We start from the raw sequence: 22,517 nt of genomic DNA, 5'->3' as shown, positions 1-22,517 counted from the left end.
CTATTCCTTTAAAAAATCTTCTCAGGCCTTGACGACCTTCAGATAGCTGCCTTCGACGGACACCAGCCGCACGCGCTCGCCGGCACTGATCGTTTGATCGGCCACGCAGGCCCACTCCTCGGCGCCGAGGATAGGCCGCTGGAAACGCACCTTGCCACGCTGAAAGGGTTCGACCTGGCCGACCAGCAGGCCCACCTCGCCGATCACTTCGCCGGCAGCGGTGCCGATCAGCGTCCTGTGCCGACTGGGCCGGAAGACCCGGAACCACACCACCACCATGGCCAGCGATGCCAGTGCCCAGATCAGCAACTGCACGGTCAGTGACAGTTCGCCGGCCACCAGCAATACGCCGCCGACCAGCAGGGCGCCGAGGCCGAACCAGATCACGAAGAACGAGGGAATCACCAGCTCCAGCATGATCAGCAGCAAACCGCCGACCGCCCAGTACCACCATTCGATAGTCATTTCGACTCCCTTGCCAGACTGCATGCCTGCCGACGCCGGCGCAGCAACATGAGCGGCGCCGGATCGGGCTGGGCGAGTATGGGCGTTATTGTCTGTCGATTACCCGAAGCCTGTCATTCATTTGCGTTACCGCAATAGCGCCGCTGACCGACAATCGGCACCAAAGTCTCAACCGCTCATCGAGAAGAGAGTCCGAGTGCTGGGGTGCGACTTTGCTTTAGGCTGTAGAATCTGGGCTTCGCCACCGTCGGCTACATTCTTGGCTGCCTGAGCGTGGTCTCAACTCTGGAGATAAGTAATGAGCGCCCTCTCACTGGCTGGCACCCCCATCGAGCATTTCCATGTTTGCGCATTCTTCGATAGCCGCGAGCAGGAATACGACGTGCTGATCCCCTTTTTCAAGGAAGCGCTGGACCAGGGCGAGAAGAACATCCATATCCTCGATCCTGCCACCCTGTCACAGCACAGAGAGCGTCTCACAGCAGGCGGGATCGATACCCACGCCTGCGAAGCCTGTGGGCAGCTGGAGCTGCAGTCCTGGCAGGGCGTTTACCTGGACGAAAACGGCGCTTTCGAAAAGGATCGCATGCTTGCGACACTGGATGCCGTTTGCAAGAAGGCAACCGAGGCGGGTTATTCCAGGGTTCGAATCATGGGCAACATGGACTGGGCGTTCCGTGGCGCGGCGGTGAACAAGGATCTTCTCGCCTACGAGGCAGAGGTCAACGAAGTACTGTTGAAAAATCGCCAACCGGCGATTTGCGTCTATGACATCGCCAAGCTGAACGGCTCGATGATGATGGACCTGCTGCGCACCCATCCGCTGACACTGATCAACGGCATCGTGCAGGAAAACCCTTTCTACACGCCTGCAACCGAGATGCTCGAAGAACTCCGTAACAGGGAAACCGGCGCAGCCGCGTAGCGCCTTATGCCAAACAACTCACAGCCCTTGTGCTGGCCGAACCGTTAGATGAACCAACCGATGTCGGAACACCAGGATAACGCCAACGCAGACCGCAGCCTCCGTGATCTGATGGGCCTGCTGGCGCTACCTGCGTTGTGGGCGGGACGCGACGGAGCCGCCATTCTGCAGATCACCATTGAGGCGGTCGAGCGCATCGTGCCGATGCGTTTCACCATGGTCGACGTCAAGTTGCTGCCGGACACTCCCAGCCACATCGTGTTGCGTCTGGACGGCCAATACATCGACGCAGCCGAACGTAGCGAATGGGAGGCCGCAACCCGCGAATGGGAACAGACGCGCCTGCCCGATGGGCGTGTTCATCTGCTATTCACGCCGCGCCAGCCGATGCGCATCGTGCGGCTGAGCATGGGCTACGGCAAGTTCGGCGGAAACATCTGGTTTGGCTCCAAGCAGCATGATTTTCCCAGTGAACCCCAACTCGCCTTTCTACGCGCCGCCGCATCGCTGGCAACCACAGGTTTGCAGACCGCCCGCGCCCACCATGAGCGCGAGCAGGCCAGCCGCGCCAAGGACGAGTTCCTCGCCATGCTGGGGCACGAGCTGCGCAATCCTCTGGCGCCGATCATCACCGTGCTGGACCTGCTCAAACTGCGCAGCAAGGGCCAGCAACTGCCTCGCGAGCACCAGATCATCGAACGCCAGGCAAAACATCTATCCAACCTGCTGGATGACTTGCTGGACGCGACCCGCATCATTCAGGGCAAGGTCGAACTCAAACGCGAGCCGCTCGATCTGTGCAGCGTGATCCATCGAGCGGTCGAAGCCAGCGATACGCTGGTTCAGGAGCGCCGCCACAGCTTGACGATACGCCTGCCGGAACAGGCGGTATGGGTCTACGGCGACCCGACCCGGCTGATGCAGGTGTTTGCCAACCTATTGTCGAATGCGGTGAAGTACACCGATCCCGGCGGCAAAATCGAAATTGCCATGCAAGCCAGCGAAGGGCAGGTGGCGATCACCGTGCAGGACAACGGTTCAGGTATCAGCCCGACGCTGTTTCCCAGGCTCTTCAACATATTCGAGCAGGGCGCAGCCACCATTGACCGCGGCAAGGGCGGGCTCGGTATCGGCCTGGCGCTGGTTAAAACCTTCGTCGAGCTACATGAGGGTACGGTGATGGCCCGCAGCGAGGGCATCGGCTGTGGCTCGGCGTTCACGGTCTCGCTTCCCCGCCTGAGCCTGCCGAACAGCCTTCAAAACCTGCCTGACTTCACGCCCGCAGCCGCTGGCTCGGCGTTTCGCATACTGCTGGTCGACGACAACATCGATGCGCTGGAAAGCCTGCGTGACTATCTGGCTCACCACGGCCATGAGGTCGTCGCCACCAGCGAGCCGCTGCAGGCATTGCAGATCACCCAAACGTTCCACCCCGATGTCGCTGTGCTGGATATCGGCCTCCCAGGCATGGACGGCTACGATCTGGCCGCTGCTCTGCGAGGCAGGTTCTCCCAGGAAGAACTGCGTCTGGTGGCACTCACCGGCTATGGCCAGACCCGTGATTTCGAGCGTTCGAAAGCCGCAGGCTTTGACACGCATCTGGTCAAACCGGTCTCGCTGGAAGCCCTGGACGCAGCCATTGCCGGCCTCAGCCAAGCTGCCGAGCCACTACCTTAGCGTCACTGCCTCAGCCGCTTGCAGCGAAACCCGCCTTTGCTCAGCGCGCCTCGGCCATCGCCGCGTTCCCCGGTTGCCCGGCCAAGCGGCGCTCGACCTGCTTCTGCGCCTTGTAGGCCAGGGCAGCCGGCGCCACCGGTGTGGCCTTGCCGGTTTCCAGCCACTTTTTCAGGCGATTCGCATCGGCCATGTGGGTGTACTTGCCGAAGGCGTCCAGCACCACGAAGGCCACGTCACGCTGGTCCATCACGGTACGCATTACCAGACAGTGACCGGCGGCGTTGGTGAAGCCGGTCTTGCTCAGCTGGATATCCCAGTTCGGCTTGCGCACCAGCGCATTGGTGTTGCGAAAGCCGAGGGTGTAGTTGGGCTTGCGGAACGCCACGGTCTTTTCCGACCGGGTGCTGAGTTGCTCGATCAGCGGGTAGGCCTGGCTGGCGCGCAGCAGCTTGACCAGATCGTTGGCGCTGGAGACATTGCGCTCCGACAGGCCAGTAGGCTCGACGTAGCGGGTACTGCTCATGCCCAGTTCGCTGGCCTTGAGGTTCATCGCCTGGATAAAGGCCGCATAACCGCCCGGATAATGGTGCGCCAGGCTCGCCGCCGCGCGGTTTTCCGAGGACATCAGGGTCAGCTGGAGCATCTCGCGGCGACTGATCTCGCTGCCAATGCGGACTCGCGAGAAGACACCCTTCATCTCGACCGCATCGCGTATGGTGATCGGCAGGTATTCATCCAGCGGCAGCTTGGCATCAAGCGCCACCATGGCGGTCATCAGTTTGGTTACCGAGGCGATAGGCACCACCAGATCGGGGTTGCTCGCATACAGGACCTGATTGGTTTTCAGATCGACCAACAGTGCGCTGCCGGAGGCGAGCTCCTGTTGGGCCGCTGCCGGAGCCGCTACCGCAGCGGGACCGATGATGGCACTGCTGCAGGCCAGCAGCAGGCCGAAAATGGAATGGCGAAGTTTCACAATGATTACCAAAATAAAATGACGAAATGGACGGCCACGCGGCGCGCAGTATACGGAAAGCTGTCGCCCACAGGTTCATGCCGGTGGGAGTGTAGAAGAGAATCGCCGCACCTTCAGGCCATCAAGCGGTCCAATCAGCAGATATCAATCCAGGGGAGAACACCATGTCCCGCTTCAGCAGCAAAACCACCACCCGCGACGAGATCGAACGCGAAATCCATAACCTCATGAGTGCGCTGGACGAGCTCAAGCGCGAAGCAGGCCGAGGCTCGCGCCATAAACTCGACGATCTGCGCTCGCGTGCCGAGTCGCTTTGGCAGGATAACCATTGGGACGAGCATTGCCAGGCGCTGTCCCGGCGCAGCCGCGAAGCCACACGCATGGCCAGCGACTGTGCCCGCAAGCATCCCTTGAGCACCCTGGCGCTGGCGGCCGGTGCCGTGGCCCTGATTGGCTACCTCGCTACACGTCGCTAGCAGGCCGTTGAAAAACCACCTGCGTTGGCAATACTGCGTTAAAAACAGGCTCGGAAATGCTCATTTAGAACACTAAACTCGTACGCGAGCCCGGTCCGTTCCTCGCCTGTTTTTGCCTTGTCTTGCCTGCCTCGCCTACTTTTTTCAAAGGCCTGCTGAAGGACGTAGCCATGCTCAACGCCGAAACCCCGCGTCTCAAGTTCGCGCTCTACGGGGCGCATTCCAGTCTGGGCAACGCGGTGCTGTGCGAGCTGTTGAGCCGGCAGCACGAGGTTGTCGCGCTGATCAATGACTTCAATTCCATGACTGCCCGACCAGGGCTGCGCACCAAGGCCGGCGATCTGTTCAATGCCACCAGCGTGTCACGCAGCGTGGCTGGCATGCATGGAGTCATCTGCCTGTTCGACAGCCCTTCGGTTCCGACGGCGCCCGATGCCAGCGTCGTTGGCCGGCCGCAGGACTTGTATCAAGCGGTGTTCTCGTTGCTTTCGGGCATGACCGACGCCGGCGTCCAGCGCCTGCTGCTGGTGGCCGACTTCAACGCCCACGCCGATGAGTCGGAGCTGGCAGCCGCCCGGCAACTGATCGCCTCGCATCCGCTGAAGTGGACGCTGGTGGATGCCAGTACCGCCGGCGAGGACCTGTCCATCGAAGACTACAGCGATATCGACGGACTGCCCAGCAATGATCCTCGCGTGCAGCTACGACGCATCGCCGCCGGCATGGTCGATGAGTTGGAGCGCCCACAACACCTGCATCAGCAGATCCAGTTTCACTTCTAAAGACTTTTAGCCTTGTAGCTCGCGACGCAACGCCAGCAACACCGGCGTCGACTCAGGGCGTACACCGCGCCAGAGCTCGAAGGCCGCCGCCGCCTGCTCCACCAGCATGCCCAGGCCATCGCGGCTGTGCGCGCCAAGATCGCTAGCCCATTGGCAGAACGACGTGGGTTTCGCGCTATACATCATGTCGTAGCAGAAGGTTTGGCCGGCAGCGATCAGCGCGTCGGCCAGCGGCGGCAGCTCGCCGGCAAGGCTGGCCGAAGTGCCGTTGATGATCACATCGAATGCACCATCGAGCTGCTCGAATGCGCTGGCGCTGACCGGGCCCAGCTCGGCAAATTCTTCGGCCAGTTGCTCGGCTCTGGCCCGCGTGCGGTTGGCAATCACCAGTGACTCAGGGGCTTGCGCCAGCAAGGGTTCAAGCACGCCACGCACCGCGCCACCGGCACCCAGCAACAGGATTCGCTTGCCCTGCAAGGTCACTCCGGCGTCCAGCAGGTCGCGTACCAGGCCGATGCCATCGGTGTTATCACCCAGCAGGCGTCCGTCGTCGAGCTTGTGCAGGGTATTCACCGCACCGGCCCGTCGCGCGCGCTCGGTCAACTGGTCAGCCAGCCGCCAGGCTTCTTCCTTGAACGGTACGGTGACATTGGCACCGCGCCCGGTGACGAAAAATTGCCGGGCAAAACCGGGAAAATCGTCCAGCGGCGCCAGCAAGGCTTCATAGCTGAGAACCTGGCCCGTCTGCTGCGCAAACAGACGATGAATCTGCGGCGACTTGCTGTGGCCGATGGGGTTGCCGAAAACACCGTAGCGGTCCATGAGTAGGCTCCAAGCTGCAAGGAAATCAGGCGTCGGCGAGCCAGTCGCGGTCCTGTAGAAAATATTCGGTCAGCCGCGCTTCCGGCGTGCCGGGGGCGGGATGCTTGTCATAACCCCAACTGACCTGCGGCGGCAGCGACATGAGAATTGACTCGGTACGCCCGCCCGATTGCAGGCCGAACAGCGTGCCACGGTCGTAGACCAGGTTGTATTCCACGTAGCGACCGCGGCGCAGCAGCTGGAAATCACGCTCACGCTCGGCGAAAGACGTGGCCTTGCGGCGGCGCACGATGGGCAGGTAGGCCTCCAGATAGGCGTCGCCGACGGCGCGCATAAAGGCGAAGCTGGTATCGAAATCCCACTGGTTGAGATCGTCGAAGAACAACCCGCCAACGCCGCGCGGCTCGTTGCGGTGTTTGATATGGAAATAGCGGTCGCACCATTCCTTGTAGCGCGGATAGACGTCGGCACCGAACGGTGCGCAGGCGTCGCGGGCGATCCGGTGCCAGTGAATGCAGTCTTCCTCATTGCCGTAGTAGGGCGTCAGGTCGAAGCCACCGCCGAACCACCAGACCGGCTCTTCACCCTCTTTCTCTGCGATGAAGAAGCGCACATTGGCATGGGACGTCGGCACGTAGGGGTTGTGCGGGTGAATCACCAGCGACACGCCCAGCGCCTCGAAACCGCGGCCGGCCAGTTCGGGACGATGAGCGCTGGCCGAGGGCGGCAGCCCGCTGCCATGCACATGGGAGAAATTAACCCCGCCTTTTTCAATCAGGCCCCCGTTCTCGATCACCCGAGTACGGCCACCGCCGCCACCGGGGCGAGCCCAGGCGTCCTCGACGAAACGGGCATCGCCATCCTCGGCTTCCAGCGCCGTGCAGATGCGATCCTGCAGATCGAGCAGGTAGGTTTTGACGGCTTCGGTCCGGTCGTTCACGAAATCACCTTGGCAAGAAGTGGCGCGGCACATCCCGGACGAACGCGGGGATGAGCGAAAATGGTGCGCAAGCATATCATCCGCCCTGGTTGACGAATGCCGCGCGGAGCGGTTGGATAGGTTCTTTGCGTCCGCTCAGGAGCCCCTTATGTCGCAGCGTATCCAGTTCAGCCAGCACGGTGGTCCCGAGGTTCTCGAGCAGGTTGAGGTCGAGGTTCCGGCCCCAGCCGCCGGCGAAGTGCGCGTACGCAATCACGCCATCGGCCTGAACTTCATCGACACCTATTTCCGCAGTGGTCTCTATGCACCACCGAGCCTGCCATCGGGTCTGGGCAACGAAGGCGCCGGTGTGATCGAAGCGGTCGGCGAAGGCATCGAACAGTGGCAGGTGGGTGATCGCGTGGCCTACGCCACCGGGCCGCTGGGTGCCTACGGCGAACACCATGTGCTGCCGGCGCGGCATCTGGTGAAGCTGCCGGATGCCATCAGCTTCGAGCAGGCGGCAGCGGTGATGCTCAAGGGTCTGACCACGCAATACCTGCTGCGCCAGGTGCATCCGTTGCAGGCCGGCGAAACCATTCTGTTTCACGCAGCGGCCGGTGGCGTCGGCTCGATTGCCTGTCAGTGGGCGAACGCGCTGGGCGCACAGCTGATCGGTGTGGTCGGCTCGGCAGAGAAGGCCGAGCGCGCAAAAGCACTGGGGGCTTGGGCCACTATCGACCGCACCCGCGAAGATGTGGTGCAGCGCGTGCTGGAGCTGACCGGTGGCCAGAAGTGTCCGGTGGTCTACGACTCGGTGGGCAAGAGCAGCTGGGAGATTTCCCTGGATTGCGTTGCTCCGCGCGGACTGTTGGTCAGCTTCGGCAACGCCTCCGGCGCGGTGACCGGGGTCAACCTGGGCGTACTGGCGCAGAAGGGCTCGCTGTTCGTCACCCGCCCGATCCTGGCCGGCTACGCAGACACCGCACCGAGGCTTCAGGCCATGGCTGCGGAGCTGTTCGAGATGATCGCCAGCGGTCGGATCAGTGTCGAGATCGGCCAGCGCTTTGCGCTCGGCGAAGCCGCCAAAGCCCAACGCCTGCTGGCAGAAGGGCGCACCACGGGATCGACGATCCTGTTGCCGTAAGGCTGGAAGGCTGGCCGAATTCATTCGTCCCTGGTTCGTGAAGGCCGAACACGTTCGGCCCTTGCAGCACCATCCATGTCTAACTCGCCCGTATGACTTCGCCGTTGCGCACATCCCGGATGGTGCTGGGATTTCGGCGACCACCCAGCGAGCCAGCAAGAACAGCATCGAGCTGGCGCGGGAAATACTGCTCCACGCGCAAGCGCGAACGAGCAGAAGGGCGACCGGCGGGATTGGCCGAGGTGGACACCAGCGGGCCGGTCAGTGCGCAAAGCCTGGCCACCAGCGGATGATCGCTAACCCGCAGCGCCACACTGTCGTGCTGTCCGGTGATCCACTCGGGCAGACGCTGACGGTGCGGCACCAGCCAGGTATTGGGTCCCGGCCAACTACCGGCCAGGCGATCCAGCCAGCGTTCGGGTAGATCATCGAGAAGAAAGTCGAAAGCCTCGATATCGCCAGCGACCAGGATCAGACCTTTTTCCACCGGTCGATCCTTGAGCGCCAGTAGCCGGTACACCGCTTCGCTGTCCCAGGGATCGCAGCCCAGACCCCAGACCGCCTCGGTAGGGTAGGCAATTACACCACCGGCCCGAACCACGCGCGCCACTTGCTGCATGCGCCAATTGCCGACCATCTCGACCTCTGCTCAAGGAAAACCCGCGCAGTTTACCTGAGCTGACGTCTCAACCGCTGCGCGCTACCCACAGCCCGTATTCGCATGCCACCCGCTCGTCGATCTCCAGTTCAGTGAGTTCGGCCAGCACCTGTGTCAACGGCTGGCCCAAGGCTTGGGCGAGGGCTTCGCTGCTCATAGGCGCCGCATGCAACTGGGCGAGCAACGGGTGTCGTTCGTCCTCGGGCATGACGCTACCCGGTACAACCTGCTGCCAGCCACGCAGGGCCTGGAGGATATCGTCGACGCTCTCCACCAGCGCCGCGCCCTGACGAATCAGCTGATGGCAGCCGCGTGCGCCGGGATGATGGATGGAGCCGGGAATGGCGTACACCTCACGCCCCTGCTCGGCAGCCAGCCGCGCGGTGATCAACGAACCGCTGGAGGGGCTCGCCTCAACCACCAGTACGCCCAACGCCAGGCCACTGATGATCCTGTTCCGGCGGGGAAAGTTGGACGCATGCGGCGGGCAATCCAGTGGCAGCTCTGACACCAGCGCACCGCCGCCTTCGACAATTCTGCTGGCCAGACCGACGTGCCGCGCCGGGTAAAGTCGCTGCAACCCTGTACCCAGGACCGCAACGGTGCGGCCATCGACATCCAGCGCGCCCTGATGCGCCGCCCCATCAATGCCCAATGCCAAACCACTGGTGACGACGAAGCCACCCCGCGCCAGACTGCGGGCGAAACTCAGAGCATTGTCCAGCCCCGCCCGCGAAGCGCGGCGGCTGCCAACCATGGCCAGCTGCGGGCGTTCAAGCAGGCTGGCGTCGCCCTCGACGAACAGCAGTGGTGGAGCATCCGGCAGTTCGGCCAGCAGCGCAGGGTAGGCGGGGTCGTCCCACATCAGCAGATGGTGGTCGGGCTGCTCCAGCCAGGCCAGCGCGGCGGCAGCACGTTCGCGGATCGATGTGCTACGGCGGGGTTCGGCACAGCTGGCCGGCAGGCCCAGCGAACGCCAGGCGCTGGCCGGTGCGCTGAGCGCGGATGAGGCATTCGGGAAGGCTTCGAACAACCGGTGCAAACGTCGCGGCCCCAGGTCGGGCAACAGATGCAGTCGCAGACGCGCTTCAAGCTCGGCGGGAGAAATGGCAGGCATGGCAGACGTCCTTGTTTCCTTGCGCCGCATCCGTGCGACGACTCGATAAACTGAAAGCCCCGCATCAGCGGGGCTCGACACGTTGTCAGGGGTTGCGGATCTTGTCCTGCACCGCCAGCGAACGCGTGGCCTGCAACACGAGGCCGTAGCTGAGCTTTTCGTAGGTGCGGAATACCATTAGCAGGCCGGCACGCTCATCGGGAATCTTCACGTTCTCGCCGGTAACCCGGTCGCGCACGGTTTCACCGGTTTTATACACGGCCAGCACGTTGCCATCCTTCAAGCCGTCGCGGGCGCCCTTGTTCAACGTGACCACATCGAACTGGCCGATCTGGGTTACACCGCGCGGTATGTCGAGAATCACGCCGTTGATGTCCTCTTCCGGCTCGCTGGGCATGAAGGTGGATGTGATGGCCCGCTCCTCGCTGGGGAACAGGCGATCACCGATGCGCGCCTCCTGAGTGACGCGGGTCAGCATCATGGTGGCAATGTCTTCTTCCATGTCGAGAATCTCGGCGCTGCCGACATCATCGGCGTTGATCCCGAGAAATTCCTGAGTGTCCGGGTCCACGTAGGTCTTGCCCTGACGGAAGATGCCGTAGACCGGGATATTGTCCTCGAAGACGCCACGACCATAGACACGATCACCCGAACCGCTGATGACGCGTTCGGCATTGCCCGCGACGATATAAGGCGCACCCTTGAACTGGTCCACACTGTCGATGATGCGGTTGCTCAGCAGAAAGCTGTTGATGGCTTCCAGCGGGATGGTCGGAATGGCTTCGGCCATCGGCGTGGTGCGCACGGTGGGGGACAGCTTGATGGTGCCGCGCGAAGTGCCGCGATTGAGCATCAGCCGCGGCTGGCCATCGACATAGACCAGGCTGAGGCTGTCGCCGGGATAGATCAGGTGCGGGTTTTCCACCTGGGGGTTGGCATGCCACAGTTCCGGCCATTTCCAGGGTTCACGCAGGAATCGCCCGGAGATGCCCCAGAGCGTATCGCCCTTGACCACGGTGTACTGCTCGGGGTGATCGGCCTTGAGCTGAACCTCGGCCTGGGCAATACCGCCGACCGCCACCAGCAGCAGGGCGAGTAGTGATTTCCTCATGTGGTGAATCCCTTTATGATGTGCCTTCACGTAAAGCGCCCTGGCGCCGCGGTAATCCTTGTGGAAAGCGGCGTTAAGCCGTTTACAAGCTGCCCGGCATCTTAGCAGCGGCTTTTGAATTTATTCCATAAGTGCATCACAAACGTATATGGCGATTCTGAACATCCTGGAGTTTCCCGATCCACGCCTGCGTACCATCGCCAAGCCGGTCGAAGTGGTCGATGACGACATTCGCCAGCTGATCGACGATATGTTCGAAACCATGTACGACGCGCCGGGCATCGGCCTGGCCGCAACCCAGGTCAACGTTCACAAGCGCGTGGTGGTGATGGACCTGTCGGAAGACAGGAGCGAGCCACGGGTCTTCATCAATCCCGAGTTCGAATTTCTCACCGACGAGATGGACCAGTATCAGGAAGGCTGCCTGTCTGTGCCGGGTTTCTACGAGAACGTCGATCGCCCGCAGAAATTGAAGATCCAGGCGCTGGGCCGCGACGGCCAGCCGTTCGAGCTGATTGCCGAAGGCCTGCTGGCGGTGTGCATCCAGCACGAATGCGATCACCTCAACGGCAAGCTCTTTGTCGACTACCTCTCCACACTCAAGCGTGACCGGATCAAGAAGAAGCTGGAAAAACTTCACCGCCAGCAGGCTTGATCTCCCTATTCCAAAGGCTTGCAGCAGCAAGCCTTTTTTATTGACGGGTCCTTCACATGCGCATCGTTTTCGCCGGCACGCCGGAATTTGCCGCTCAGCACTTACAGGCACTGCTCGATGCAGGCCATGTCATCGTCGCGGCTTATACCCAGCCGGACCGTCCCGCCGGTCGCGGACAGAAACTGATGCCCAGCCCGGTCAAGCAGCTCGCCGTTCGCCACAGCATTCCCGTGTATCAGCCGCAGACCCTGCGCGATCCCGCTGCCCAGGCCGAGCTCGAAGCCCTGCAGGCCGACCTGATGGTGGTGGTCGCCTATGGCCTGATTCTGCCGCAAGCGGTGCTCGACATGCCGCGCCTGGGCTGCATCAACAGCCATGCCTCGCTGCTGCCGCGCTGGCGCGGTGCGGCGCCGATCCAGCGCGCCATCGAGGCCGGCGATGCCGAGTCCGGGGTTACCCTGATGCAGATGGAAGCCGGCCTGGATACCGGCCCGATGCTGCTCAAGGTGAGCACGCCGATCAGTGCCGAGGACACCGGCGGCAGCCTGCACGACCGCCTCGCCACTCTGGGCTCGCAGGCACTGGTGCAGGGCGTGGCGGCGCTGGCAGCCGGCAAACTGCACGGCGAAACCCAAAACGACGACCTCGCGACCTACGCGCACAAGCTGAACAAGGACGAGGCGCGCATGGACTGGACGCGGCCAGCGGTCGAACTGGAGCGGTTGGTCCGGGCGTTCCATCCCTGGCCGATCTGCCACGCCAGTCTCGAAGACGCGGTGGTGAAGATTCACGCAGCACAGCTCGGCGCAGGACAGGGCAGCCCCGGGCAGATCATCGCCGCCAGCAAGCACGGTCTGGAAGTCGCCTGCGGTCAGGGGTCGCTGTTGCTGTCCCGACTGCAACTGCCGGGCGGCAAGCCGCTGAATTTCAGTGACCTGTACAACAGCCGGCGCGAGCAGTTCGAGCCAGGCAAGGTGTTTGAATAATGGCGATGAATCCCCGGCTGGCCGCCGCCCGTGCGCTGGCGGCCGTGCTCTCTGGCAAGGCTTCGCTGGGCAGCAGCCTGCCGGAAATGCTGGACAAGGTCGAAGCGCGTGACCGCGGCCTGACCCAGGAACTGGCCTTTGGCACCGCGCGCTGGCAACCGCGCCTGGCGGGACTGGCCGCCAGGTTGCTGCAGAAACCCTTCAAGGCCGCCGACCGCGATGTCGAGGCGTTGCTGCTGGTCGGCCTCTACCAACTGTTCTACACCCGTATTCCACCCCATGCGGCCATCGGCGAAACCGTCGGTTGTGTTGAAAAGCTGAAGAAGCCATGGGCCAAGGGGCTGCTCAATGCGGTGCTACGCAGCGCCCAGCGTGAAGGCGAGGCGCTGCTGGCGGAACTGGAGCACGACCCGGTGATCCGCGTGGCGCATCCGCGCTGGCTGCAGAAGTCACTCAAGGCCTTCTGGCCGGAGCATTGGGAAGCTATCTGCGCCGCCAACAACGCACATCCGCCGATGATGCTGCGGGTCAATTGTCGTCAGGCCAGCCGTGACCAATACCTGGCTGAACTGCAGGCTGCCGGTATCGAGGCTTATCCCTGCCAGTTCAGTGAAGACGGCATCCGCCTGGCTGTGCCCTGCGACGTACAGCAGCTACCCGGCTTCGCCCAAGGCCGGGTCAGCGTGCAGGATGAAGCGGCGCAACTGGCTGCCGGGCTGCTGGAACTCAAACCCGGCCAGCGTGTGCTGGACGCCTGTTGCGCGCCGGGCGGCAAGACCTGCCATATCCTCGAACGCGAGCCGGGGCTGGCCGAAGTGATTGCCCTGGACCTGGAACCCAAGCGTCTGCAGCGCGTACAGGAGAATCTGCAGCGCCTGCAGCTCAAGGCCACGCTGACCGCAGCCGATGCCCGCGACACCGGAGCCTGGTGGGATGGCAAGCCCTTCCAGCGAATCCTGCTGGATGCGCCCTGCTCAGCCACCGGCGTGATTCGTCGCCACCCCGATATCAAACTGGCTCGCCAGGCCGACGACATCGCTCCACTGGCGATCCTGCAGGGCGAAATGCTCGATGCGCTCTGGCCCACCCTGGAGGTCGGCGGCGTGCTGCTGTATGCCACCTGCTCGGTGCTGCCGACGGAGAACCGTGAAGTCATCGAAGCCTTCCTCACCCGCACACCCGGCGCCCGTGAGCTGGACCTGGCGGGCAGTTTCGGGATCAAGCAGTCCCGGGGCCGGCAGCTATTGCCGCAGGAAGGCGGGCACGACGGTTTCTACTACGCCAAACTGATCAAGATTGCCGCCCATCCCGGCGGCCCGAATGCCTGAGCCAGCGCTCTTCAGAGGAGTGACCGCGTGAAAATCATCATTCTCGGTGCAGGTCAGGTCGGCGGCACCCTGGCGGAAAACCTTGCCAGCGAAGCCAACGACATCACCGTGGTCGATACCGATGTCGATCGCCTGCGCGCCCTCGGTGATCGCCTGGATATCCGTACCGTTATCGGTCACGCCTCGTTTCCCACAGTGCTGCGTCAGGCCGGCGCTGACGATGCCGACATGCTGGTGGCGGTCACCAACAGCGACGAGACCAACATGGTCGCTTGCCAAGTCGCCTTTACCCTGTTCAATACGCCGACCAAAATCGCTCGTGTACGCGAGCCTGCCTACCTCATTCGCAACAGCCTGTTCAGCAACGAGGCGATTCCGGTGGACGTGCTGATCAGCCCCGAACAGGTGGTGACCAACTACATCAAGCGCCTGATCGAATACCCCGGCTCGCTACAGGTCATCGACTTCGCCGAGGGCAAGGCACAGCTGGTGGCCGTGCGCGCCTACTATGGCGGCCCGCTGGTGGGGCAGGAGCTGCGCCAGATACGCAAGCACATGCCCAACGTCGACACCCGCGTTGCGGCAATCTTCCGCCGCAATCAGGCAATCCTGCCGCAGGGCGACACCGTGATCGAGGCCGATGATGAAGTCTTCTTCATCGCGGCCAGAGGCCACATTCGCGCCGTGATGAGCGAAATGCGCCGCCTCGACGAAAACTACAAGCGCATCGTCATCGCCGGCGGCGGGCATATTGGCGAGCGCCTGGCCGAAGCCATCGAAAACCGCTACCAGGTGAAAATCATCGAGGTGAATCCGGCCCGCTGCCGTTACCTCTCCGACACCCTGGACAGCACCATCATCCTCCAGGGCAGCGCTTCGGACCGGGATCTGCTGATGGAGGAGAATATTCGCGATGTCGATGTTTTCCTCGCCCTGACCAACGACGACGAAGCCAACATCATGTCGTCTTTGCTGGCCAAGCGCCTCGGCGCTCGCAAGGTGATGTGCATCATCAACAATCCGGCCTACGTCGACCTGGTCCAGGGCGGCGAAATCGATATCGCCATCAGCCCGCAGCTGGCCACCATTGGCACCCTGCTGACCCACGTCCGGCGCGGCGACATCGTCAGTGCCCACTCGCTGCGGCGTGGCGCCGCCGAAGCCATCGAAGTGATCGCCCACGGCGACCTGTCCTCAAGCAAGGTGATCGGTCGTCCGATCGGCAAGATTGCCCTGCCGTCAGGCACCACCATCGGTGCGGTGATTCGCGACGAACAGGTACTGATCGCCCACGACAACACCGTGATCGAATCCGGTGATCACGTGATTCTGTTTCTGGTGGACAAGAAGCAGATCCGCGCCGTCGAGCGGCTATTCCAGGCCGGCCTGACCTTTTTCTGAGCCGTGCGCTGACCCTGTATGGAGCCGTCTGCCGCTGGCCGTGGCGCATGTTCTTTGAAGGCGCCGTGAACCAACTCCGGTAGCCCCTCGGATGGGGTTCGCGCGCGTTTCCGACCGCCGATGCTTCTTCAATCAGTGGCGTATTCACGAGTAGGCCACGCCGGATGAGCTGTTCAACCGTCCGCACTCGGGAATCTCAACGCGGTCGACGAGGCGCACCAGCAGGAAGTGGTTCCATGGCATGCTGGTTTTTCGTCATCGGCAAAGCGATGATGCCGTTCGTTCAGCCATGCTGCGAAGGAGACTCTGAATGCTTGAATCACTGGAAAAGATGCTGGCACAGGGCATGGACAACCCCATGCTGCGTTTCGGTCTGGGCAAGGGTTATCTGGATGCCGGCGATGCCGAGCGAGCCGCCACGCACTTTCGGCGGTGCGTCGAGCAGGACCGCAAATACTCCGCCGCCTGGAAGCTGCTGGGCAGGGCATTGCAGCTCAGCGGCGACAATGCCGGTGCACGCGAGGCCTGGAAGCAAGGCCTGGTGGCCGCACAAGCGCATGGCGACAAACAGGCCGAAAAGGAGATGGACGTGTTCCTGCGCAAGCTGGACAAGGCGCAGCGCCCCTGATCTTCTTCACCGTCTTGGGCCCGCACCTGACCCGGTAGGGCCGAACGAGAGTCAATCCGGCAGGATGAAACGCAGTCCTACACCTTCGGCATCCACCCGCATCACTTCCATTTGCAGCTCGGGGGCGGGGATGGGCAGATCTTGTACCTGGCCACGGACGATGATGCCTGGTCGCAGCGATACCAGGTCCGGGTGTTTGACGTAGACGCCACTGTCAGAAAGATCGCGGGTCTGCGCCAGCACGTCACCGAAGGTTTCGTGACTGATGCGAATTCGGCATTTCATGCTGGCGCGTGGGTGCATACGCTGGTTTGTCACGGATCCCTCCTGACCGGCTTATTGTTGTGCTTGTTTCAATACCAGCGGGCTTCGCCGACCGGACGCTTCTTAAAGCGCTTCATGGTCCACATGTACTGGGTCGGCCAGCGGCGCACGTAACTTTCGATCATGCGGCTCATGGACGCAACGGCAACATTGATGTCTTCGCTGTACATCTCGTCCGGCGCGGCTTCGAGGATCACCCGGAACCCGGACCCATCCTCCAGTCGCAACGCATGCAGGAACACGCCCACTGCCTTGCCGCCAGTGAGCATACCGGGCACGAATTTGCTGGTCAGTGCCTGAGTGGCGAAAAACGGCACGAAGACGCCAGAGTTTTCACTGGGCTCGGGATCGGCCGGAATCCCCACCGAACCGCCACGGCGCACTTCCTTGATCACGCTGATGATGCCCTCGCGTGTCGAAGGCGCGACCCGATTGCCCAACTGCACCCGCTGCTTCTGCAACAACTCGTCTACCGCCTTGAGCTTGGGCGGGCGATAGAAAATGACCGGTTTGCATTGCGCGCAGTAGAAGTGATTGAGCACTTCCCAGTTGCCCAGATGGCTGGTGATACCGACCACGCCCTTGCCGGAAGCCAGTGCCTGTTCGAGAACCTCCAGACCCTCCACTTCCTTGACCAGCTGCAGGGTCTTGTCCGCCGGCCAGATCCAGGCGCAGGCGCTCTCGGTAAAGGTTTTGCCGATCTGCTGCAGGCAATCGCGCAACAAGTGCTCGCGGCGCTCGTCGTCAAGCTCGGGAAAACAGTGGGCGAGGTTGATACGCGCCACTTCTCTCGAGCGATTAGGCAGTTTCCACATCAGCCAGCCGATCAGTGCGCCGAGGCGCTGCACCATCGACCAGGGCAGCAGGGCGAACAGCCTCAGGAATCCGACTATCAGCGCACCTTTGAACCTATCCAAGGCCTACTCCCGACAAAAATCAAAGTGGCTAGTGTACCCCCATCGGCAAGTTCGACGCCGCCGAAGCGGCCAGCGACGCATGCCGATGGCAGTCGGTGGTGTGATCCATGACCAGTCCGCAGGCCTGCATGTAGGCGTAACAGATGGTCGGGCCGACGAAGCTGAAACCGGCCTTTTTCAAGGCCCGACTCATCGCCTCGGCTTCTGCGGTGATAGCCGGCACATGCTGATGCGTCGGGAAGTGATTGACCAACGGCTTGCCCCCCACAAAAGACCAGAGAAAACTCGCCGGGTCCTCCAACCGCAGCCACGCGCGGGCATTAGTGCGTGCGGCTTCCAGCTTGCGTCGGTTACGGATGATACCGGGGTCCTGCAGGCGCTCGTCGATCTCGGCATCGGTCATCTGCGCCAGACGCTGCGGATCGAAGCCGAACAACACCTGCCGATAGCGCTCACGCTTGCGCAGCACGGTGATCCAGGACAGCCCGGCCTGAGCGCCTTCGAGAATCAGAAACTCGAACAGTACCTGTGGATCGTGGGTCGGAACGCCCCATTCGTGATCGTGATAACCGATATACAGCGGATCCTCGCTGCACCAGGCGCAACGTTGCATGGGCGGCTCCTTGAAAGGTACGGGCTGCCCGTGCCAGCGTCGGGAAAGCACGGGAATCGGGTATACTCCGCAGCTTTCCGTCGAAGCCAGCACAGGTGAAATTTTGAGCCAGACTACGCCTGCCGTGCGCACCTTCCAAGACCTGATCCTCGCCCTGCAAAGCTACTGGGCCGAGCAGGGCTGCGTGGTCCTGCAGCCCTATGACATGGAAATGGGCGCAGGTACATTCCACACCGCCACCTTCCTGCGCGCCATCGGTCCCGAGACCTGGAACGCCGCCTATGTGCAGCCTTCTCGCCGCCCGGCCGACGGCCGCTACGGCGAGAACCCCAACCGCCTGCAGCACTATTACCAGTTCCAGGTGGTATTGAAGCCCAACCCGGACAACATCCAGGATTTGTACCTGGAATCGCTGCGCCATATCGGTGTGGATACTTCGGTACATGACGTACGCTTTGTCGAGGACAACTGGGAATCACCGACCCTCGGCGCCTGGGGCCTGGGCTGGGAAGTCTGGCTCAACGGCATGGAAGTCACTCAGTTCACCTACTTCCAGCAGGTCGGCGGTGTCGAGTGCTACCCGGTCACCGGCGAGATCACCTACGGTCTCGAGCGCCTGGCCATGTACCTGCAGGGCGTCGACTCAGTCTACGACCTGATCTGGGCGGACGGCCCGTTCGGCACCGTGACCTATGGCGACGTGTTCCACCAGAACGAGGTGGAGCAATCGACCTACAACTTCGAGCACGCCAACGTACCGAAGCTGTTCGAACTCTTCGATTTCTACGAGAGCGAAGCCAACCGGCTCATGCAGGCTGAATTACCGCTGCCAGCCTACGAAATGGTGGTCAAGGCCTCGCACACCTTCAACCTGCTCGATGCCCGCCGCGCCATCTCGGTCACCGCGCGCCAGCAGTACATCCTGCGTGTACGCAGCCTGGCGCGCTCGATTGCCCAGAGCTACCTGATGGCCCGGGCCAAACTCGGCTTCCCCATGGCCACCCCCGAACTGCGTGACGAAGTGCTGGCCAAGCTGGAGGCTGCAGAATGAGTGCACTGGATTTCCTCGTCGAACTGGGTACCGAAGAACTGCCACCCAAGGCCCTCGCCAAGCTGGCCGAAGCCTTCTGCGCCGGTATCGAGAAGGGCCTGAAGGACGCCGGCCTGGGCTTCGCCAAGGCGCAGGCCTATGCCGCGCCGCGTCGCCTGGCTGTAGTGGTCGAGCAACTGGCAACCCAGCAGCCCGATCGCAGCATCAACCTCGACGGCCCGCCGATGCAGGCCGCCTTCGACGCCGACGGTGAGCCGACCCAGGCTGCCCTGGGTTTCGCCCGCAAGTGTGGCGTGGACCTGGCCGAGATCGATCGCAGCGGACCGAAACTGAAGTTCAGCCGCACCATCGAGGGCCAGCCGGCTGCCGAGCTGTTGCCGGGTATCGTCGCAACCTCGCTGAACGATCTGCCGATCCCCAAGCGCATGCGTTGGGCCGCGCGCAAGGAAGAGTTCGTTCGTCCGACCCAGTGGCTGGTGATGCTCTTCGGCGAGCAGGTGATCGATTGCGAGATCCTTGCCCAGCGCGCCGGGCGCGAATCCCGCGGCCACCGTTTCCATAGCCCAGGCCAGGTGCACATCTCCAAGCCGACCAGCTACCTGGAAGACTTGCGTGGCGCCCATGTGATCGCCGACTTCGCCGAACGCCGTGAGCTGATCGCCAAGCGCGTCGAGCAGCTGGCTGCCGAGCAGAACGGTACGGCCATCGTGCCGCCGGCATTGCTCGACGAAGTGACTGCGCTGGTCGAGTGGCCAGTGCCGCTGGTCTGCTCGTTCGAGGAGCGCTTCCTCGAAGTGCCGCAGGAAGCGCTGATCACCACCATGCAGGACAACCAGAAGTACTTCTGCCTGCTGGATGCCAACGGCAAGCTGCTGCCGCGCTTCATCACCGTGGCCAACATCGAATCCAAGGACCCGGCGCAGATCGTCTCCGGCAACGAGAAGGTGGTGCGCCCGCGTCTGACCGACGCCGAGTTCTTCTTCAAGCAGGACAAGAAGCAGCGCCTGGAAAGCTTTAACGAGCGGCTGAAAAATGTGGTCTTCCAGGCACAGCTCGGCAGTGTCTACGACAAGGCCGTGCGGGTTTCCCGATTGGCCGCGTTCATTGCCCAAAGCACTGATGGTGACGCCAACCGTGCAGCACGCGCCGGTCTGCTGAGCAAGTGCGACCTGGCCACGGAAATGGTCGGTGAATTTCCCGAGATGCAGGGCATTGCCGGCTACTACTACGCCCTCAATGACGGCGAGCCGGAAGACGTCGCCCTGGCGCTGAACGAGCAGTACATGCCGCGCGGCGCGGGCGCAGAACTGCCGAGCACCCGCACCGGCGCCATCGTCGCAGTAGCGGACAAGCTGGATACGCTGGTCGGTATCTTTGGCATCGGCATGCTGCCTACCGGCAGCAAGGATCCCTATGCACTGCGTCGTGCCGCTCTGGGCATTCTGCGCATTCTGATCGAGAAGCAGCTGGACCTGAATCTGGTCAAGGCCGTGGAGTTCTCCATCACCCAGTTCGGCAATCAGGTGAAAGCACACGGGCTGGCCGAACAGGTGTTGGACTTCATCTTCGACCGCCTGCGTGCACGCTACGAAGACGAAGGCGTTGACGTGGCCAGCTATCTCTCGGTACGTGCCGTATCACCGGCCTCCGCACTGGATTTCGATCAGCGCGTGCAGGCCGTTCAGGCCTTCCGCACGTTGCCCGAGGCTGCCGCACTGGCCGCGGCCAACAAGCGTGTCTCGAACCTGCTGAGCAAGTTTGACGCCGCTCTGCCGGAAACCGTCGAGCCGCGCTGGTTCGACAACGCCACCGAATTCTCGCTGTATTCGGCGCTGCAACAGGCCGAACAGGCCGTGCAACCGCTGGCACAGGCGCGTCAGTATCGCGAAGCACTGGAACGCCTGGCGCATCTGCGTACACCTGTGGATGCGTTTTTCGAGGCGGTACTGGTCAATGCCGAAGAGCCTTCGGTACGCGCCAACCGCTATGCCCTGCTGGCCCGTTTGCGAGGACTGTTCCTTGGCGTCGCCGATATTTCCGCACTTGGCTAAACCCGTGAAGCTGATCGTGCTCGACCGTGATGGCGTCATCAACGAAGACTCTGACGCCTATGTGAAAAGCCCGAATGAGTGGATTCCGATCCCCGGCTCACTCCAGGCCATCGCACGGCTTTGCAAGGCCGGCTGGACAGTGGCGGTGGCCACCAACCAGTCCGGTCTGGCACGTGGCAAGTTCGACGCCATTACCCTGGAAGACATGCATTTCAAGATGCAGCAGCTGGTGATGGAGCAGGGCGGGCGTATCGACCTGATCGTGCATTGTCCCCACGGCCCGGACGACGGCTGCGAGTGCCGCAAGCCGAGGCCCGGACTGTTTCGCACCATCGCCGAACATTTCAGCCTGGCTGATCTGCAAGGCGTTCCGGTAGTGGGCGATAGTTATCGGGATCTGCACGCAGGCATGCATCTGGGCGGTAGGCCTTATCTGGTCAGAACGGGCAAGGGCATGCGCACTCTGGAAGGTACATTGCCACCCGGCACCCAGGTTTTCGATGATCTGGCAGCAGTGGTGGATCACTTGCTGGGGAGCACCGCATGAAAGCTCTACTCCCCCTGCGCATTGCCTTGTTCTACTTCCTGCTGTCGTTCACCGCATTCGCCTGGTGCCTGGTATGCCTGGTGTTTGCGCCGTTCATGTCGTTCCGCACGCGTTATCGCTTCGTGGTGCAGAACTGGTGCCGCTGCGCCGTATGGCTGGGCGAAACACTGGTGGGCCTGCGCTATGAAGTACTGGGCGCAGAGAACATCCCCTCACAGCCCTGTGTGATTCTGGCCAAGCATCAGAGCACTTGGGAAACCTTCTTCCTGTCGGCCTATTTCGAGCCCCTGACCCAGGTGCTCAAGCGTGAGCTGCTCCGTGTGCCCTTTTTTGGCTGGGCCATGTGGCTGCTCAAACCCATCGCCATCGATCGTGACAATCCCAAGGCTGCGCTGCGGCAGGTGGCCAAACAGGGTCAGGAACGCCTGGAGCAGGGCGCCTGGGTGCTGATCTTTCCGGAAGGTACCCGCGTGCCAGTCGGGCAGCAGGGCAAGTTTTCCCGCAGTGGCGCCTCGCTGGCGGTCAATGCCGGGCTGCCGGTACTGCCCATCGCTCACAACGCCGGCATGTTCTGGCCCAAGGCGGGCTGGAGCAAGAATCCCGGGGTCATTCAGGTGGTGATAGGTCCGGCCATGCATGCCGAAAGCGAAGGGCCTCGCGCAGTGGCAGAGCTCAATCAACGTGCCGAAGACTGGATCAATATGCAGGTACGCCAGCTCGAAGCCCAGCACCAACCGACTCCTTAGCGTAAGGACCGTCACGGCTACCGATACACCCTCGTAAAAACAAAAGGGGGAGCAGATCGAAATCTGCTCCCCCTTTTTCGTTGCAACCGCAGCAGTTATGCGACAGGCGAAGTACTGCGGATCAGGTGATCGAAGGCGCTCAGGGAAGCCTTGGCGCCTTCGCCCAGGGCGATGACAATCTGCTTGTAAGGCACC

The 22,517-nt window shown here is 62.4% G+C and carries 25 protein-coding genes; 14 read left to right on the top strand and 11 right to left on the bottom strand.

Annotation, left to right across the window (positions count from 1 at the left end):
• Positions 1-21 precede the first annotated feature (21 nt).
• The gene (locus NAV32_RS04065) at positions 22-465 is read right to left on the bottom strand and encodes an NfeD family protein (RefSeq protein WP_256051520.1); all 444 of its coding nucleotides are present in this window, start codon (positions 463-465) and stop codon (positions 22-24) included.
• A 298-nt stretch (positions 466-763) separates the two neighbouring features.
• Between NAV32_RS04065 and NAV32_RS04060 the strand changes: the two genes are divergently transcribed.
• The gene (locus tag NAV32_RS04060) at positions 764-1,390 is read left to right on the top strand and encodes an MEDS domain-containing protein (protein ID WP_256051519.1); all 627 of its coding nucleotides are present in this window, start codon (positions 764-766) and stop codon (positions 1,388-1,390) included.
• 48 nt (positions 1,391-1,438) lie between these two features.
• Positions 1,439-3,067: a hybrid sensor histidine kinase/response regulator gene (locus NAV32_RS04055; RefSeq protein WP_256051518.1), complete on the top strand. Its 1,629-nt coding sequence runs from the start codon at positions 1,439-1,441 to the stop codon at positions 3,065-3,067.
• 40 nt (positions 3,068-3,107) lie between these two features.
• Here NAV32_RS04055 and pbpG read toward each other — a convergent pair whose 3' ends face one another.
• Positions 3,108-4,043, bottom strand: coding sequence for a D-alanyl-D-alanine endopeptidase (gene pbpG / locus NAV32_RS04050; protein ID WP_256051517.1), 936 nt, complete (start codon positions 4,041-4,043; stop codon positions 3,108-3,110).
• Between the two features lie 164 nt (positions 4,044-4,207).
• Here pbpG and NAV32_RS04045 point away from each other — a divergent pair, with 164 nt between their 5' ends.
• Positions 4,208-4,519, top strand: a complete 312-nt coding sequence (locus NAV32_RS04045; RefSeq protein ID WP_256051516.1) for a DUF883 domain-containing protein — start codon at positions 4,208-4,210, stop codon at positions 4,517-4,519.
• 170 nt (positions 4,520-4,689) lie between these two features.
• On the top strand, positions 4,690-5,301 hold the full coding sequence (locus NAV32_RS04040) for an NAD(P)-dependent oxidoreductase (protein WP_256051515.1): 612 nt from the start codon (positions 4,690-4,692) through the stop codon (positions 5,299-5,301).
• 6 nt (positions 5,302-5,307) lie between these two features.
• On the opposite strand, the gene aroE is transcribed toward NAV32_RS04040, so the two are convergent.
• Both aroE and hemF read right to left on the bottom strand, forming a co-directional pair.
• A complete protein-coding gene (gene aroE / locus NAV32_RS04035; RefSeq protein WP_256051514.1) occupies positions 5,308-6,123 on the bottom strand; it encodes a shikimate dehydrogenase in 816 nt (271 codons plus the stop codon).
• Positions 6,124-6,148: 25 nt separating this feature from the next.
• Entirely contained in the window at positions 6,149-7,063 is a 915-nt protein-coding gene (gene hemF, locus NAV32_RS04030) for an oxygen-dependent coproporphyrinogen oxidase (protein WP_256051513.1), read from the bottom strand.
• A 148-nt stretch (positions 7,064-7,211) separates the two neighbouring features.
• Here hemF and NAV32_RS04025 point away from each other — a divergent pair, with 148 nt between their 5' ends.
• Positions 7,212-8,189, top strand: a complete 978-nt coding sequence (locus NAV32_RS04025; RefSeq protein ID WP_256051512.1) for a quinone oxidoreductase family protein — start codon at positions 7,212-7,214, stop codon at positions 8,187-8,189.
• Positions 8,190-8,268: 79 nt separating this feature from the next.
• Here NAV32_RS04025 and NAV32_RS04020 read toward each other — a convergent pair whose 3' ends face one another.
• The 3 genes from NAV32_RS04020 to NAV32_RS04010 all read right to left on the bottom strand — a co-directional run bounded on the left by NAV32_RS04020 (position 8,269) and on the right by NAV32_RS04010 (position 11,075).
• The gene (locus tag NAV32_RS04020; protein ID WP_256051511.1) at positions 8,269-8,826 is read right to left on the bottom strand and encodes an L-threonylcarbamoyladenylate synthase; all 558 of its coding nucleotides are present in this window, start codon (positions 8,824-8,826) and stop codon (positions 8,269-8,271) included.
• Between the two features lie 49 nt (positions 8,827-8,875).
• The gene (dprA, locus tag NAV32_RS04015; protein WP_256051510.1) at positions 8,876-9,964 is read right to left on the bottom strand and encodes a DNA-processing protein DprA; all 1,089 of its coding nucleotides are present in this window, start codon (positions 9,962-9,964) and stop codon (positions 8,876-8,878) included.
• 85 nt (positions 9,965-10,049) lie between these two features.
• Complete coding sequence (locus NAV32_RS04010; protein ID WP_256051509.1) at positions 10,050-11,075, bottom strand: LysM peptidoglycan-binding domain-containing protein; 1,026 nt, start codon at positions 11,073-11,075, stop codon at positions 10,050-10,052.
• Positions 11,076-11,223: 148 nt separating this feature from the next.
• Between NAV32_RS04010 and def the strand changes: the two genes are divergently transcribed.
• The 5 genes from def (at position 11,224) to NAV32_RS03985 (ending at position 16,073) form a co-directional block, all read left to right on the top strand.
• Positions 11,224-11,730 carry a peptide deformylase gene (gene def / locus NAV32_RS04005; RefSeq protein WP_256051508.1) on the top strand — a complete coding sequence of 169 codons (507 nt, stop codon included), beginning with the start codon at positions 11,224-11,226 and terminating at the stop codon, positions 11,728-11,730.
• 56 nt (positions 11,731-11,786) lie between these two features.
• A complete protein-coding gene (gene fmt / locus NAV32_RS04000; protein WP_256051507.1) occupies positions 11,787-12,716 on the top strand; it encodes a methionyl-tRNA formyltransferase in 930 nt (309 codons plus the stop codon).
• A 5-nt stretch (positions 12,717-12,721) separates the two neighbouring features.
• Positions 12,722-14,044 (top strand): 16S rRNA (cytosine(967)-C(5))-methyltransferase RsmB, encoded by a 1,323-nt coding sequence (gene rsmB / locus NAV32_RS03995; RefSeq protein WP_256051723.1) that lies wholly within the window; start codon positions 12,722-12,724, stop codon positions 14,042-14,044.
• 27 nt (positions 14,045-14,071) lie between these two features.
• Positions 14,072-15,445: a Trk system potassium transporter TrkA gene (gene trkA / locus NAV32_RS03990; RefSeq protein WP_256051506.1), complete on the top strand. Its 1,374-nt coding sequence runs from the start codon at positions 14,072-14,074 to the stop codon at positions 15,443-15,445.
• Positions 15,446-15,755: 310 nt separating this feature from the next.
• Positions 15,756-16,073 (top strand): tetratricopeptide repeat protein, encoded by a 318-nt coding sequence (locus NAV32_RS03985; protein ID WP_256051505.1) that lies wholly within the window; start codon positions 15,756-15,758, stop codon positions 16,071-16,073.
• Between the two features lie 51 nt (positions 16,074-16,124).
• On the opposite strand, the gene NAV32_RS03980 is transcribed toward NAV32_RS03985, so the two are convergent.
• From NAV32_RS03980 to NAV32_RS03970, 3 genes are read right to left on the bottom strand one after another with little or no spacing between them, the layout of a single operon-like run.
• Entirely contained in the window at positions 16,125-16,391 is a 267-nt protein-coding gene (locus tag NAV32_RS03980; protein WP_256051504.1) for a PilZ domain-containing protein, read from the bottom strand.
• Positions 16,392-16,426: 35 nt separating this feature from the next.
• A complete protein-coding gene (locus tag NAV32_RS03975; protein ID WP_256051503.1) occupies positions 16,427-17,314 on the bottom strand; it encodes a lysophospholipid acyltransferase in 888 nt (295 codons plus the stop codon).
• Between the two features lie 28 nt (positions 17,315-17,342).
• Positions 17,343-17,927: a DNA-3-methyladenine glycosylase I gene (locus NAV32_RS03970; protein WP_256051502.1), complete on the bottom strand. Its 585-nt coding sequence runs from the start codon at positions 17,925-17,927 to the stop codon at positions 17,343-17,345.
• 103 nt (positions 17,928-18,030) lie between these two features.
• Here NAV32_RS03970 and glyQ point away from each other — a divergent pair, with 103 nt between their 5' ends.
• From glyQ to NAV32_RS03950, 4 genes are read left to right on the top strand one after another with little or no spacing between them, the layout of a single operon-like run.
• Entirely contained in the window at positions 18,031-18,978 is a 948-nt protein-coding gene (glyQ, locus tag NAV32_RS03965; RefSeq protein WP_256051501.1) for a glycine--tRNA ligase subunit alpha, read from the top strand.
• Positions 18,975-21,029, top strand: a complete 2,055-nt coding sequence (glyS, locus tag NAV32_RS03960; protein ID WP_256051500.1) for a glycine--tRNA ligase subunit beta — start codon at positions 18,975-18,977, stop codon at positions 21,027-21,029. Before glyQ ends, glyS begins: the two co-directional genes overlap by 4 nt.
• 4 nt (positions 21,030-21,033) lie before the next feature.
• Positions 21,034-21,576 carry a D-glycero-beta-D-manno-heptose 1,7-bisphosphate 7-phosphatase gene (gene gmhB / locus NAV32_RS03955; RefSeq protein WP_256051722.1) on the top strand — a complete coding sequence of 181 codons (543 nt, stop codon included), beginning with the start codon at positions 21,034-21,036 and terminating at the stop codon, positions 21,574-21,576.
• The gene (locus NAV32_RS03950) at positions 21,573-22,322 is read left to right on the top strand and encodes a lysophospholipid acyltransferase family protein (RefSeq protein WP_256051499.1); all 750 of its coding nucleotides are present in this window, start codon (positions 21,573-21,575) and stop codon (positions 22,320-22,322) included. Before gmhB ends, NAV32_RS03950 begins: the two co-directional genes overlap by 4 nt.
• Before the next feature lie 95 nt (positions 22,323-22,417).
• Here NAV32_RS03950 and NAV32_RS03945 read toward each other — a convergent pair.
• A partial coding sequence (locus tag NAV32_RS03945) for a hypothetical protein (RefSeq protein ID WP_256051498.1) occupies positions 22,418-22,517 on the bottom strand: 100 nt, incomplete at its 5' end.

The organism is Stutzerimonas stutzeri (genome assembly GCF_024448695.1).
GTDB classification, from domain to species: domain Bacteria; phylum Pseudomonadota; class Gammaproteobacteria; order Pseudomonadales; family Pseudomonadaceae; genus Stutzerimonas; species Stutzerimonas stutzeri_T.
The sequence above is the reverse complement of the archived record's forward strand: the minus strand, read 5'-3'. Positions and strand labels throughout refer to the sequence as shown.